16 protein-coding genes and 1 pseudogene are annotated in these 14,883 nt (G+C 33.6%); 7 read left to right on the forward strand and 10 right to left on the reverse strand.

All coding sequences use genetic code 11. The features are described from left to right. From SA378_RS06560 to SA378_RS06575, 4 genes are all read right to left on the reverse strand, one after another. Positions 1-812, reverse strand: an 812-nt coding sequence (locus SA378_RS06560) for a polysaccharide deacetylase (RefSeq protein ID WP_318525181.1), incomplete at its 3' end; no start/stop codon positions are given. 4 nt (positions 813-816) lie between these two features. Then, a complete protein-coding gene (locus SA378_RS06565; RefSeq protein WP_318525182.1) occupies positions 817-1,536 on the reverse strand; it encodes an aspartate/glutamate racemase family protein in 720 nt (239 codons plus the stop codon). Further along, the gene (locus tag SA378_RS06570; protein WP_318525183.1) at positions 1,526-3,073 is read right to left on the reverse strand and encodes an amino acid carrier protein; all 1,548 of its coding nucleotides are present in this window, start codon (positions 3,071-3,073) and stop codon (positions 1,526-1,528) included. The genes SA378_RS06565 and SA378_RS06570 overlap by 11 nt, the downstream gene beginning before the upstream one ends. Positions 3,074-3,212: 139 nt before the next feature. Further along, positions 3,213-5,279: a sigma-54 interaction domain-containing protein gene (locus tag SA378_RS06575; RefSeq protein WP_318525184.1), complete on the reverse strand. Its 2,067-nt coding sequence runs from the start codon at positions 5,277-5,279 to the stop codon at positions 3,213-3,215. A gap of 197 nt (positions 5,280-5,476) precedes the next feature. Between SA378_RS06575 and SA378_RS06580 the strand changes: the two genes are divergently transcribed. The 4 genes from SA378_RS06580 (at position 5,477) to SA378_RS06595 (ending at position 8,844) form a co-directional block, all read left to right on the forward strand. Continuing rightward, the gene (locus tag SA378_RS06580) at positions 5,477-6,442 is read left to right on the forward strand and encodes an arsenic resistance protein (protein ID WP_318525185.1); all 966 of its coding nucleotides are present in this window, start codon (positions 5,477-5,479) and stop codon (positions 6,440-6,442) included. 109 nt (positions 6,443-6,551) lie between these two features. Beyond that, positions 6,552-6,755: a hypothetical protein gene (locus tag SA378_RS06585; RefSeq protein WP_318525186.1), complete on the forward strand. Its 204-nt coding sequence runs from the start codon at positions 6,552-6,554 to the stop codon at positions 6,753-6,755. Between the two features lie 41 nt (positions 6,756-6,796). Further along, positions 6,797-7,891, forward strand: a complete 1,095-nt coding sequence (locus SA378_RS06590) for an ATP-NAD kinase family protein (RefSeq protein WP_318525187.1) — start codon at positions 6,797-6,799, stop codon at positions 7,889-7,891. Next, a complete protein-coding gene (locus tag SA378_RS06595) occupies positions 7,888-8,844 on the forward strand; it encodes a histidinol-phosphate transaminase (protein WP_318525188.1) in 957 nt (318 codons plus the stop codon). Before SA378_RS06590 ends, SA378_RS06595 begins: the two co-directional genes overlap by 4 nt. 42 nt (positions 8,845-8,886) lie before the next feature. On the opposite strand, the gene SA378_RS06600 is transcribed toward SA378_RS06595, so the two are convergent. Both SA378_RS06600 and SA378_RS11660 read right to left on the reverse strand, forming a co-directional pair. Continuing rightward, a complete protein-coding gene (locus SA378_RS06600; protein WP_318525189.1) occupies positions 8,887-9,708 on the reverse strand; it encodes a radical SAM protein in 822 nt (273 codons plus the stop codon). A gap of 328 nt (positions 9,709-10,036) precedes the next feature. Beyond that, entirely contained in the window at positions 10,037-10,330 is a 294-nt protein-coding gene (locus SA378_RS11660) for a rhodanese-like domain-containing protein (RefSeq protein ID WP_412178677.1), read from the reverse strand. A 466-nt stretch (positions 10,331-10,796) separates the two neighbouring features. Between SA378_RS11660 and SA378_RS06605 the strand changes: the two genes are divergently transcribed. Continuing rightward, the gene (locus tag SA378_RS06605; protein WP_318525190.1) at positions 10,797-10,967 is read left to right on the forward strand and encodes a hypothetical protein; all 171 of its coding nucleotides are present in this window, start codon (positions 10,797-10,799) and stop codon (positions 10,965-10,967) included. A 56-nt stretch (positions 10,968-11,023) separates the two neighbouring features. Here SA378_RS06605 and SA378_RS06610 read toward each other — a convergent pair whose 3' ends face one another. The 4 genes from SA378_RS06610 to SA378_RS06625 form a co-directional block, all read right to left on the reverse strand. Next, complete coding sequence (locus tag SA378_RS06610) at positions 11,024-11,452, reverse strand: flavodoxin family protein (RefSeq protein ID WP_318525191.1); 429 nt, start codon at positions 11,450-11,452, stop codon at positions 11,024-11,026. 430 nt (positions 11,453-11,882) lie between these two features. Next, positions 11,883-12,047, reverse strand: coding sequence for a tyrosine-type recombinase/integrase (locus SA378_RS06615; protein WP_412178678.1), 165 nt, complete (start codon positions 12,045-12,047; stop codon positions 11,883-11,885). A gap of 409 nt (positions 12,048-12,456) precedes the next feature. Further along, positions 12,457-12,816 (reverse strand): response regulator, encoded by a 360-nt coding sequence (locus SA378_RS06620; RefSeq protein WP_318525193.1) that lies wholly within the window; start codon positions 12,814-12,816, stop codon positions 12,457-12,459. Between the two features lie 64 nt (positions 12,817-12,880). Further along, on the reverse strand, positions 12,881-13,705 hold the full coding sequence (locus SA378_RS06625; RefSeq protein WP_318525194.1) for a hypothetical protein: 825 nt from the start codon (positions 13,703-13,705) through the stop codon (positions 12,881-12,883). Between the two features lie 635 nt (positions 13,706-14,340). On the opposite strand from SA378_RS06625, the gene SA378_RS06630 reads away from it, so the two are divergent. Both SA378_RS06630 and SA378_RS06635 read left to right on the forward strand, forming a co-directional pair. Continuing rightward, positions 14,341-14,640 carry a hypothetical protein gene (locus SA378_RS06630; protein WP_318525195.1) on the forward strand — a complete coding sequence of 100 codons (300 nt, stop codon included), beginning with the start codon at positions 14,341-14,343 and terminating at the stop codon, positions 14,638-14,640. Next, positions 14,634-14,883 (forward strand): annotated as a pseudogene (locus SA378_RS06635) (chemotaxis protein); the annotation flags it as partial. The gene SA378_RS06630 and the pseudogene SA378_RS06635, both read left to right, overlap by 7 nt.

Genomic DNA, 14,883 nt, shown 5'->3' on the forward strand with positions numbered 1-14,883 from the left:
ATTTCTTTTCCTGTTCCTATAAACACATCCTCCATTGATGTTATTCTTTTAAGCAGCTCCTCAAGTATGCGTATTTTCCCGGGAGTTCCCGATACCTGAGGATGCATCATATAGGACAGGCACAATCCGAACCGGTACGCTCCTTCAAACTCTCTCATAAAGTTATCCAAAACACCGCTGTAAGGAGAAATCCTGTCTATTCCTTTAGGCTCTGCAGGATACATATTGTATGCCATGGCAACATAATCATCAAGCTCCCATTTTGTAGGTATTTCAATAAAGTCCGTTACCTTGCCGTCTATCACCGTTCGGTATGGCTTATCATCCCCTCTCATAGAGCTGGAATACCTGATTCCCCTTTCATAAAGAAGTCCGGGAGTTTCCACGGACCAATCCCCCGATGGCGTCCTGAAGCCTTCTGCCTCATGTCCTATTAAATCTTTGAATATCCTCTGAGTTTTTTCAATAATTTCAATTTGCTCCTCCACGGTTTTTCCCGCAAACCTTTCATGAGCATATCCGTGGTGCCCTACTTCATGTCCGGCAGCGACGATTGCCTTCACCGCATCCGGATGTCTCTCGGCAGTAATGCCGGGAACGTAAAATGATGCCTTTACATTGTATTTATCAAGCAAATCCAATATATTGTAAACACCCCTCTTAGGTCCGTACTGACCTACAGAAAGAGACTTAATGTACTTATCCCCGTCATGGAAATCCCTGTTGCCGTTTTCCCATGTTGTGTCACCATCAAGATCAAATGAAAACATAACTGCACACTTTTTGCCTTTAGGCCAAACTAATTTTGTCATATTATTACCTCATATCCAAATTACTTTCATTCTTAAACAAAGGGTAGCTTAATCTGCTGTGAACAATCCCTGTTCTTACACACATTTCCGCATACGCTGCTGCAATAAACGCAGGATTAAATACCTTTAACGACAGCTGTTTCTCAATTTCCTCACTGTACATTGCCATTCCAAGACAGCCTAAAATTATTCCGTCACAGCCTTCATTAACAGCCTCCCTGCATTTTTCAATTAAGTACCTCAATGCTGCATCTGGATTTGTACGAAGCTCGCCAATAGGAATATCCAACGACTTTACAGATGCCATTTTTTCTCTTGCCACAGAATTTTTCATCAGTCTTCTGTAGGTTCTTGCGATATTTCTGCTTTCAGTTGTTATGACGCTGAATTTATTACAAAGCATGCCTGCAACAGCAACGGATGTCTCTCCCGGCCCTATAACAGGAATAGATACATTTTCTCTTATAGCATCAATTGCAACATCGCTGAAGCAGTATATTATTATCGCATCATATCCTTCCTTTTTTGCCCTTATAGCCTCCTTAACAAGCTCTGATGAGGCAAATGCTTCATCAGTATAGCAATCTAGCTCATCCGGCCCTTTTTTTATACAATCTACAGAAATCTCCACACCAGCAGACAATACTTTTTTAAGCATAATTTCCCTATTATCAAGGGTCTTTCTGTCCATGGCCTTATCAGGCATTATGGCCTTAATTTTCATTGTTCTTCACTCCCTTTTCCTTCCATACGTCGGTTTCAATGCCTATATCTGACGAAACAAAGGGTTTACCGTTTGAATTCAAATAATTATCATAGGCCTTAATAATAATTTTCCTTCCCGCAATCATGGTAGGTATATTTATTAAAATCAAAACAACATTGATCAAATCCGATACATACCATAAATTGTCCAGCTGCAGCCCTGCCAGCACAGTCAACGCTCCCAGAGGAACAAATATAATTGCGCCCATAAATCTCATAGCCTTTATAAAGCTTTCCTTCTGAGAAATTTTATTTGCAGCAATTTCCGTAAATACTAAATCTCCCAGCAATGTTGTAAATGCAAACAAGCCAAAAGCTATTGCGCTAAAAACCACAAACAAAGTGTCAAAAGATGTTCCCGGTACCAATTCTTTTATTGAAGCTAAATATGTAGCAAGCTTATCAAGTTTCAATTGTTCCCAATTCCCATTTGTTGTCCATAACTGACCTGCCGTAATTATAAAGCCTGTTAATGAACATATAATTATTGTATCAAAGAAAACCCCTATTGCCTGAACAAAACCCTGCTCGCACGGATGATTGGCATCTGCAATGGATGAAGCCTGAGTTATTGTACCCATACCTGCTTCATTTGACAAAAGGCCTCGCTTTATTCCCTGTGACAATGCCATTCCGAAAGCTCCTCCAAATACAGCCTGTGGAGAAAATGCCCCTTTAAAAACAGATACAAAAAATAGTGGCACTTTGTTAAGATTTAATATTATTAATATGAACACCATGAAAAGATAAAGAAGAGACATTACAGGCACAGCCTTATCTGTAACCTTAGTAACCCTTGTTACACCTCCAAAGGCGATGACGGCAAGGGAAATAACTATTATTGCCGCAATTATATAATTTGATGCAGCGGCAGCCTCCGTAGCCCCGGTAAGCTCCTTCACTATGGAATCCATAGCCGTAAAAACATGAAATGTATGAACAGGCACACTAAGCATATTGTAAATTAAATATATAACACACATGCCCACACCAATGGCTCTTTTATTGCCCCAGATTTTCTGGATATAAAATGTAAAACCGCCTACATATTCATTACCCTTTCGTTCCTTGTATATTTGAGCTAAAGTTGCTTCCCCAAAGGCTGTTGACATTCCTAAAAAAGCCGAAAACCACATCCAAAAAATAGCGCCTGGACCTCCAAGTGTTACAGCACCTGTAACCCCAACAATATTACCAGCACCGATTCTCATACCCAGACTTAACAGAAAAACAGATAATGCCGAAGCACCTACATTGCTTTTTTTCTGGTTTACTAATTGCTTGTAACCGGTCTTAAAATGTGTTACCTGAACAAATCGAAGCTTAACTGTAAAATAAATGCCACCTCCTAAAAGCAAAATAAATGCTACCGAAAAATTACCCAGAATAGGAATGCTTGAATACCATGCGTAATTTGTAGGAAAATCCCATAGAAAATCAGCCACCGGGACTACGCTTGCAAACATACCATTTACTATATTAAATAAATAATTCATAGTTACCACCTTTCTATATTTTATGATTAAATAAAAGGTAGCAAGTTTTATGCCAAAGTTAAATGCTTAAAAATAAAAGCTATTCAAATCTTGTTTCTAATTAAACAGGATGTTGAATAACCCATTGCACCTAATAAACCTATTTAATCCACGCTTTCAGATTTTCCAATAAAGTAATCCCCTTATCTGTAATACAGCTTCCACCTCTGCCCGGTGCTGATTTTACGTAGTTTCCATAACTTAATTTGCTCAGGCAGCTTCTTACTTCACCTTCCGTAATAGTTACTCCCTCCGAGTTTAATTTATCCAGAATCTTTTTCCTTCCGACACTGCTTCCTTCATTTCTCACAATCAGCAGCACATTTAATATTCTTGCAAATGTTTCTGCGTATTGTCCGTTTTCCATTATGAATTTTCTATCTTCCCCGTTAACAAAACCGTTGTGCTTTCCAGCTGAATTATATGTGTTTTTATTTGAAATAACATTGTCAGGAAGGTCATATTCAGTTACAACTTTCTTTTTCAAAGATAACAAATATTCCAATACATTCCTAAGCTCCCGTATGTTTCCCTTCCATCTGTGCCTTAGTAATATTTTTTCAGCATTTTCAGACAAGTTTACAGAACCCAGCACACTTTCTAAATACCTGACTAGCAAAGGAATATCACTTGCTCTATCTCTCAGGGCCGGCAGCTTCAGTGGTAACACAGCAATTCTGTAATAAAGGTCCTCTCTGAATTCTCCTTTCTCAACTAATTCCGTAAGATTCTTGTTGGTAGCCGAAATAATTCTGACATCTATATCAACCTTTTTATTTGAGCCTACCTTCATAATCTTTTTTTCTTCAATAACTCTTAAAAGTTTCGATTGAAGCAAAAGAGGCATTTCTGCTATTTCATCCAAAAATATTGTACCCTTATGGGCAAGCTCAAAGAGGCCTATTCTACCCTCCTTCTTCGCTCCTGTAAAGGAGCCACCTTCATAACCGAACATTTCGCTTTCAAGCAGATTCTCAGGTATTGCGGAGCAATTTACAGCTACAAAATTATACTTACTTCTTTTAGATGCATTGTGTATGCTTTGAGCAAAAAGCTCCTTACCTGTTCCGCTTTCACCGGTAATTACAACGGAAAAATCTGTTTCCGCCATGTGCATGGCTATGTCAATGCATTTCTTTATTTCCCGTGATTCACCTATAATCTGTTCAAAAGTGTAGTGAGCCGTATGCCCTCCGCTGATAAGTTTGCTTCTGATCCCAATCTGGGTATCCTCTGCATCAGAAAATTTTTCAATAGTTATTATATTTCCATAGTTGTTATTACCCCTTATAACCCTGACTATACTGACTATTATGGTCTCATTATTTATTTTCACAATTTCTTCATTAATATTTCTGTAACTGTAAATCAAATGGGCTATCTCCGGTATAATTTCCGAAATATTAAAGCCTGACATTGAACTTACCCTGTTGTTAATAATCCTTTTTGCATTTTTATTTTCAATAACAACTATGCCTGTTGCATCGGTTATTATTACCCCTACCTTCATTAAATCTACCAAAGCGTTAATTTTTTCTGTAAACCCCTTGTTTTCCCCAAGTATGTTATCAAAATCCAGGTTGGGATAATATGTAGTTTCCTTGGCTATTTTGCCCTTGCGCTTTTCGAACTCATGGCTTACATTCAGTCTTTCTGCTATTCTGAACAGTGAATTATACTCAATTACACTTTCGCCTATATCAATAACCTTACGTATATAGCTCGGCACAAGCCTTGCTTCATTAGGAGTAATTGCCACATCTACGGATTTATCGTAATCCTCCTGGCCGTAATATGGTATGAGCTCCAAATTGCTGTAACCTATGCCATATATTTCTGTAATTGTCTGGATGCACGTTCTGTAATCAAAATTAACCAAAAGTGCTCTTGTTCCATTCTTAAGAACGTCCAGTTTTTTTACCTTTTCCCTGGTAGGAGTTACAGTTACAACTATTATGTTGTTTTCAGAATTCACAATTTCCTTAACAGAATTATATATGGTATATGTGGCTATTATAACAAGCTCCTCTTCTATTTTACCGCTAAGCTCAACTTCCTCCTTTGAATAATAATTAATCCGGGCAAACTCCGAAAAATACTGCTTTATATTATCAGCTAAAATTTTTGCATATTCCTTTTCCATGGCAACTACAGCTATACTTCTCATTTTATTTTCTCTCCATTGCACTATTTACTTTATACTAATTATACCATTTACAGCATATTGTGTCCAAATCTTTATAAACTTATTGTGTGCAGGGATAAATTAGCATTTCCTGTCTTTGTCATGTGATTAAGTCACTGATAGTATTTGATATTTGGTTATAATTTCGAAGTTATTAGTAACGAAAGAGAGGTATTTTAATGTTAAAAATTTTAAAACTATTGCAAAAAAATCTTATATTGAGCATTCCAATTTTTATGGTTCTTGGTTTGTTATTCGGATTTTTATTTCAAACGTCATTTCTAAAATCTTGGATTGTTCCATTAACATTCCTAATGGTTTATCCAATGATGGTTACACTAAATATGGAAGAACTTATTTCTAAAAGTAACAATAAAATTCAAACAACAGCGATAATCATTAACTTTGCTATTACACCTTTTATAGGATATTTTATAGGTAAGCTTGTTTTTCCTGATAACCCATTAGTTGTATTGGGATTGTTACTCACAAGCTTATTACCAACATCCGGAATGACAATTTCATGGACAGGTTTTGCCAAAGGGAATATGTCAGCTGCTGTAAAAATGACAATAATAGGTCTTATTGTTGGTTCTCTTGCAACCCCTCTGTATTTGAAAGCACTTATGGGCACAGTTGTTTCAATTTCTTTGATAGAAGTATTTTCTCAAATCATTTCTATCGTATTTCTTCCCCTTATCGCAGGTTATTTAACCCAAATATTCCTCAAAAAACGATATGGCGTTGAAATTTATGAAAATAAATACAAACCTAAATTTCCTCTTCTATCTACAATAGGTGTTCTGGGAGTTGTATTCATTTCGATGGCACTAAAATCTAAAACTATTTTATCAAATCCTGTTATAATTTTATACTACCTTATTCCTTTGATTATTCTCTATGTCATTAATTTTGCAGTCAGCACGATAATCGGAAAAGTGTTTTTTAACCGTGAAGATGGTATAGCTCTCGTATATGGAACTGTTATGAGAAATTTATCTATTGCTTTGGCAATTGCGATGGGAGTTTTTGGTGAAAAAGGTTCAGAAATTGCTCTCATCATAGCTTTAGCATATGTAATTCAGGTGCAAGCTGCTGCATGGTATGTAAAATTTACTGATATGATTTTTGGCGAAGCATTGTAATTTTTACGAAAGCATTATTGACATATGTCGTTTTAGATATATAATTAATCTATAAACGGCATATGAACAATAAATAGTACATAAAATTTAATATTGTGGGGGAGGTCAAATGATTACTCAAAATATGACAGTGCTTGATATAGTCGAAGAATATCCTGAAACAGAAAACATATTTCGTGAATATGACGATATCATAGGAAAATGCTTGTTATGCAATTGTTTGTTTGATTCAGTTGAGGATATTGCAATAAATTATAATTTAGATTCTCTTGAGATAGTTAAAAAACTGAATGGCGCGTTAAAGTTAAAATAACATAATTTTCAACAATACTATTATTGAAAGAAGGTAGTTTAATGATAACAGTAGGTTTAATTGTAAACCCGATTGCAGGAATGGGAGGCAGCGTTGGTTTAAAAGGTACTGACGGTGATATGTATCAAAAGGCAGTTGAACTGGGCTCGAAACCTGTAGCTTCGGAAAGAATTAACGAAGTGCTGTCGCTAGTCACAAGAAAAGATATTCACTTTATTGCAGCTAAGGGAAAAATGGGTGAAGAATACATTAAAAAATTCTCTTTTGACTATGAGGTAATTGGTGAAATAGGGGAAAAAACAAGTTCCGATGACACCATAAAAATTCTTAGAGAAATGAAGGCCATGAACATTGATATTTTAATTTTTGTCGGTGGAGATGGAACAGCAAGAGACGTTTTAAGCGTTGTGGGCATGGATATTCCTGTCATTGGAGTTCCTTCAGGTGTCAAAATGTTTAGTTCGGTTTTTACTCTGTCAGCCCATGCCGCAGCTGAAATGATTAACTGTTTCGGAAATCATTTTGTTGAAATGGAAGTACTTGATATAAACGAGGAAGCATTTAGAAATAACCGTTTAGATGCTAAACTTTACGGATATGTAAGAGTGCCTGATATTAAGCATCTTCTTCAGGGTAAAAAAGCACCCTCTAATGTCAGCAGTGCCGACATAGATAAAAAAGAAGAAGTCGCAGAATATGTAATTGAAAATATGGAAGACGAAGTTGTTTATATTCTTGGACCAGGAACTACTTTAAAAACAATAGCGGATCGTTTGGGAGTTAAAAAAACGATTTTAGGAGTGGACGCTGTTTTTAATAAAAAACTTATTGGTGTGGATGTAAGCGAAAAGGATATATTAGAGATTTTGAAAAAATACAATAATGTTAAAATTATTGTTACTCCTATTGGTGGAAACGGTTTTATATTTGGAAGAGGAAGTAAACAAATATCTTCGAAAGTTTTAGACCTGGTAAAAAAAGAAAATATTATAATTGTCAGCACCATAGATAAAATAGGCGGATTTGACTGTTTAAGGGTTGATACAGGGGATTACAATGTAGATAAAATGCTTAGTGGAAACATTAATGTCATAGTTGGATATAATGAAGAAATTGTGATGGAGGTAAAATATTGATTGATTTAAGTTCAAACGAGAATCCTCATGAACCGTCACAAAATGTAATTAATGCCCTTTTAAACAGTACCGAAAACATCAACAGATATGTTGGGGCTAAAGAACTGAATGATCTAAAGAAAAAATTATCAAATTACAATCAAGTTTCCGAAGATCGTATATTTATCGGTCCGGGAACGGATTTTTTAATAAATGAGGTTCTGATGAATTTTTCTAAAGGGCGTAATATTGTTACTTTTAATCCGAATTTTTTTTCTTCTGTTGAAAGTGCAAAATACTTTGTTAAAAAAGTTATAAAAATCCAGTTGATTCCTCCGGAATATTCTATTGATTGGAACGCTTATCAAGAAGGTTCTTCAATTTTTATACTTGACAACCCCAATAATCCCACAGGAAAATGTCTGTTGTCAAAAGACGAATTAATTAAACTGCTTGAAAACAAAAATAATATTGTTTTAATCGATGAAGCATATTTTGAGTTTTCTCAGGTCTCTTTTACTAATCTTTTGTGGTGCTTTCCAAATCTGGCTATTTTAAGAACTTTAGACAAAGCATTTGCATTGGCAGGCCTTAAGATTAGTTACCTCATGGCAGGAGATAATTTATTAAAAAGATTAAGCCTAAAGAATCAATCAATCAGCCGACCAGCCTGTAATGCAGCTGTTGCAGCTATTGAAAGCCAAAATTATTCTTTTGAATGCGTTAAAGAAATTATTAACGAAAGAGAACATTTAAAAAGAAGTTTAGAAAATTTAGGGTTAACTGTATTTCCAAGTCAAACTAATTTTTTATTGGTTAAAACATCAATACAAGAATTGGCTTTAAAATTAAAGAGTAAAAATATTTTAATTTGTGATTTATCCGGAACCTGGTTTAAAGATTATTATCGAATCGGTGTTGGCAGCACAGAAGATAATTATAAGTTAACTGAAGCTATAAAAGAATTTTTATAAATAACGGGCAGCCTTCAGGCTGCCCTAATTTTTCTCATATAATTAATCGTGATTTGTTACTTCATGTATTAATCTTTCTTTGTCTTGCGGCAATATGCCTTTTATCTTAATTATGTTTGTTGGGTGTGTTGTATCAAATATCATTGGCTGCTTAGGTTCGAGATTTTCTAAAAGTGTTCTTATTTCAAGTAATCTTTCGTTTCTGTCTGAAGAGATGAAATCGCCTTTTTTTACCATATCGCTTAATTTTGTTCCGTCAAATATTGATAAATTCATGGTAATAACTTTATTTGTTATAAACTGATTAATCATTTCAGCAGTCGCAACTGCGTTAGCTACAGATTCGCCTTTACCAGCTATTCCATACATAATAATAGAATTAAACGGCATTTTTGCTTCATTGAGTTTCTTTGCTTGTTCGATTGCCTGATTTACTGTATGACCTTTATTCATCAATTTAAGTATATCGTCTCTGCCTGTTTCAAAACCTACATAAAGAAGTCTAAACCCCGCATCATGAAGAATGGATATTTCCTCGACTGAATATTTAGAAATGTTCTTTATTGATGCATAGGATGCAACACACGCGCAATAGGGCAAATATTGATGTATCATATCCAGTAATCGCTTCATTTTATCAAATCCTATTGATATAGGATCTGCGCCTGTCAAAAATATTTTTTCAGTATAGTTATATATATTTAGCAATTGCATTTCTATATCCGAGAATGAAACTTCACAGTATTTATCGTCTTTGTACATAGAACAGAATGCGCATTTGTTATATGGACATCCTATTGTAACCGGCAGTAAAACAGTAGTCATTTCATCCTGCGGATAATAAATAGTATCATTCTTATACATAATTCCTCCTCGAACTCTATATGTTTAAATAATTATTTATTATATTTAACAATTCATCAACTTATGTAAGTTGCAAACTTTTCAAAGAATTTTAATTTTAAATGTTTAATCTAAAATGTTTTAGTAGTGAACACAGTAGATGCTCTTACGTACTATACTATTATAACATAATTCTTACATTTTGCTATTAAATGTTTTTAACTGCGTGAGAATAGAATATTATTAAAAAAGATGAACTATTTCAATATTACATGAAATATTTCATCTTTAAATATGATTTTAAAATCAATTTTTCATTCATTCTCTATACAAGAGAATAAATCTACATTCAGGTAGAACAAGTTGATTCTACTGGCATAGAATCTTTCATCCAGCCATTATCAATTCCACCCCTAAGAGAACAAGCATCATATCCCAATAATTTAAGTATAGCTACAATTTGTCCGGAAGTTTGTCCGGTATAACATGTAATAATTATTTTCTTATCTCTTGGAAATATATCTTCTTCAATAAATTCTATTACTTCAACCCATTCGCAATTGAATGAACCTTCGATATGATTTTTAGCAAAATCTTCTTTTTTTCTAACATCAAGTATAAATAAGTCTTCTTTTGCTCCAATTTTCTTTTATAAATTTTCGCAATCAATCAAGTTGTTGCACCCATTGCTTAAATCTTTAAAATACTTTTTAACTGAATCTTGAATAGTAACCATATAACTCCTCCTAAAATTATAATTCAATGTTGTTATTATTATAACACTCCACATTATAACATATTGCATAATAAAAGAATATATAAATATATTAATTTTTTATTTATAACAAGCCTCATAAAGCCTTAAATTTTAATGGATTTTTTATTATTTTGAATGTAAAAAATATATTAAAATATATATAATTATTGATAATTACAATAAATTCGCCATTTGTTTCTTATTATTAGTTAATTAATCTGTTTTATAAATATTTTTTATTCCAACTTTGTTAAAATTTATATATAAAATATTATCTGAAATATTTAAGAATAATCATTTGTAATTTATCAATACTATTTATGAAACTACATTAATAGAAAGGATTTCTAATATGAATAACAATAAAAATAGGGTGAGAGACAGGGAAAAAAGCAATGCAGAATTACGTAAAATGGAACCTAAAGACAATGCAGGTGTTGGAATAATCAATGGTCAAATATTAGGCCTTCATGAGGGAAAACATGAAAAAAGTAGGACTGAAATGAAAAATAAAAAAAACTAAAATCAAAATGGGTTATTTCACTAATTTCTTAGTGAAATAACCCATTTTCACGTCCCCTATGGCTCATTCGCCCATTCAATACAGGATTTTATATCTTTATCATTTGGCTTTCCAATATGAAACACCCCAAAGGAATGTCCCAAAACTTTCTTGTAATTCGTCGAAACCGAGACTCCTTTCAATAAAAATTCTTTTTCAATACGTTTGAAAGCCTCCATATCCGATTTACCTCTACCTAGCCAGGTTAATAAAACGCGAACTTTTTTCGGAGCATGTTCCTCTTTCAAGTTCCTTATAAACATTAGCAAATTCTTGTGAGGAAAACCTCCATAAACACCACTTCCAACAATTACACTTTCATAATCCGAAAGATCCAATATTTCATTCCCAGTAATTCGTACCAGTTCACAGTCATCTTCTGTCGCTATTGCATCACATATTTTCCTTGTGTTTCCATTTTCTTTTGGACATAAAATAATTTTCATAATACACCTCTTCCTTTCATAAGTCATAGGGGACGGTTTGATTAGAGGCGAATTGTAGTTTGCCCTAGAAGAAACCAGATAATTTGAACAGTTATCTGGTTTCTTACTGTGAAGCTTTAAATTCTCTAGCAAACTGCAAAATCGCCCCCTAAGAGTGAAGCCACGGCAACTTGCGTTAGATATGGGCATTGAATAATTCCCCATGCCCTTATTTTGATAAAAACTAACACGTTGACCTTGAAATAGTCTTTAATTTTACATCCCTATTACCATCTATTATACAATTTTCTTAAATTTTTGTATACTAAATAAAAAACTGCACACTTCTAAATTTTTTTGCAGTATATTTTTAGCGTATTACCATCTTAGGCTCATACATATTCAATTATGAACTACTTATGCCGAAAATGACAATTCATTATCCTTGTGATTAGCTTTTAAATATGATAGAAATTGACCCATTTTTACCTTTTTCAATATGTATTTGCATTCTTTTCGAGTCAATATCTTTTACTTTTAATCTTACAACTTCTCCAACCCTGAGCCCTGATGAATACATTGTGTATAGTATAACTTTATGGACTTCTTTCGACATTAACTCAATAAATTCAAACACCTTTACTGTTTAATACTCTTTTCATTTCTTTAATAATTATTCCTATATCATTAAAGAAATATAAGATAAATTGCATATGCAAATATCAAAAGAATTATTTTCAAAGGTTTAAAAACATTAAATGGTATCCATAGAAGCTTGAAACTTCTTTGGAAACACGGAATTTTTCATTAAAAAATCATAATAAACAGAAAATAAATCGCCTAACCATGGTTTATATTTTATTTTCTTACCGTATTTATAAAGAAAAAGCGTGAGTATCTTCATTTGAAAATACTCACGCTAATTTAAAGTGAAAAAAATATGTAACTCCTGTGCTGACAGGCGGTTATACAAACAATATCGTTTTAAGAAAATTATATATTCTTTATCTTCTCACAGTATTTTATTATCTTAAAGCTTCCTGTATGGAATTTAGGACTTGATTGCACGAAAAGGGCTTGGTTATGAAATTTTTTGCACCGGCATTCAAAGCTTCGAGTATTGTTTCACCTTTGCCCAATGCAGTAACCATTACAACTTTGGCTAAAGAATCGTATTTAATGATATCCTTTAAAGCCGAAATTCCATCGACATCAGGCATGGTAATATCCATGGTGACCAAGTCAGGCAATAAATCTTCGTATTTCTTCAGCGCCTCAGCACCATTACCGGCCTCGCCCACAATTTCATAATTTGCCTCTTCCAAAATTATTCTCAATTTCTTTCTGGATAAAATCGAATCATCTACAATAAGTATTTTAGACACAAAAAAAACCTCCTTTTATATTTTTAAAATTTTTCAACCGTTTGTATAAGTTCCGGAAACCGGTTTATTGAAAATAAAGAAACTTGTCTGCGAAGAGAAAATCAACTCTTCCGAAATTCAAATAACAAGGTATAATGTATAGCTTTTCTAAGGACTTCAAGTTACCGTCATTTTTTACTTCTGCAGGAAGCAGCCCCAGCTCGATTCCTTCATGTGATAAGTGGGATAAAAACAAACCGTTTTGACAATTCATGAATTCTCCTAAAGCATCTTTTGCTAAGGCATTCATCTCATCCAACTCTTCTTCCGCATAGATGGAAGCAAATCTTGTCAGAACAGTTTCCGAAGCAGAAAAACCACTAAAAAAGCCCTGCTCACCTTCTATTCTTTGAGTAACCAAGTAATCAAACGAGTAGGAATTCGTTTTTCTGGCTTCTTCCACTCTGATTCCATCATCAATAAAACGGATAATATTCCTAATAAAAAGCTCAAAATACTCATGTAGCATCTTGTTGCGATCATGAGATAAGGTTCTGAGGAATATCTCGGTAATTTTTTTTACATCATTGGTTTTTAGAGCCTGTATCTCGTCATCTGTCAAATCAGAGTACTGTCTATAATGAAGCAAAATTTCTTCATATTTTTCTAAAGTAAAAAATCCATTCTCAATGAGAACCTGTCCTATTAAAACATTTGATTTTTTCTGAGCATTCAACAATTCATTCAACTGGTTTTCGGTAAGGTACCCTTCCTCAACAGCCAACTCACCGAATCTTCGGTCCCTTGCTACCTGGAGCTTATGTATACGGTCTACTTGTGATGCATTCATATAGCCGGAATCAATAGCCAAAACTCCCAATTTGACTTTGACTAATTTTTGTTCTTCCAATACCCGTCTCAGTTCTTCGGGTTTGAGGATATTTTTCTTTAATAGGTAATTACCAAAATGTTGATTAAACATAAAAATCTCCTTTCAAAATGAACTATATTGTTTCTGATTTTCTCTGATTCAAGGATGTTTTAATAAACCAAAATATATGAAATACGTGATTCATTGTACCAGTAATTCGGTAAATTTATACTGCATGAAAGGGTAAATTTGATGTAAAATATTAATAACGGCTTAGTATCCTCATCTGGATTCACTTTCGTACCTAGTTGACAAAATTCTTCACAATTAAAATACCCAAGCTTGTACCTGAAAGGGACTTTCGATGCTATTGGTGATTTTTATAGTATTTGTCCCATATCTCGTTAAAATTTTACAAAAATTTTACAAATAATTTATTGTTCGAATCTATTTCCAACTTTCTGAAAATGATATAATAATAAATAAAGTATAATGTTCATAACAATGACAATCCTTTCTAGAAAATTTGGTTGTGAGGACTACATTATACTAAAAAATGGGGGGTCATTGTTTTTTTATTGAAAAAAACTTGAAATCCTTGATAAATAAAGGTATTTATAAATAAACATGGTGTAAAAACTTTACACTAACCTAAAAGAAATTGAGGTGTAAATATGAAAAAAAACAAATATGGTCAGAAAAAGAAACCGACGACAATTGCAAAATGGTTTGGAAGAATTACTATAAAAAAAAAGCTGATTATTACAGCGGCTGTTTTTTTGGGTCTAATGGGAACATCTATTTCATTACAGCTAATTTCCAGTAGCAATACTTCCGTGAATATTTCAGAAAATGCTGGTGCTATGATGAAAGAAAATTCCCAAAAAAATGTAGAAGAAAATTTGAAGCGATTAACGTTTAATATTGCACAATTTGTTGTTTCAATGGAAACTGAACTGGGAAAAACATGCTAAATGCGGCGTATCTATTACAGGAATTAGATAGTGATGGAGACCTTAGCACTTCTGATTTGGAACAGCTGAAGAATCAAACCGGTATGAGCGACCTTTATATTACCGATCAAAACGGAATCTTCATAAAATCCACGGAGAAGCAAGCCATCGGGCTTAGTCTTTTTGATATATGGGACGGTTATAGAATGCTGATAACTGGCGAAGCGGACATACTGACTTCTCCACTAAAGCTTAAAAATGAGA

It is taken from the genome of Sedimentibacter sp., assembly GCF_033447055.1.
In the GTDB taxonomy this organism is placed as follows: Bacteria; Bacillota; Clostridia; order Tissierellales; family Sedimentibacteraceae; genus Sedimentibacter.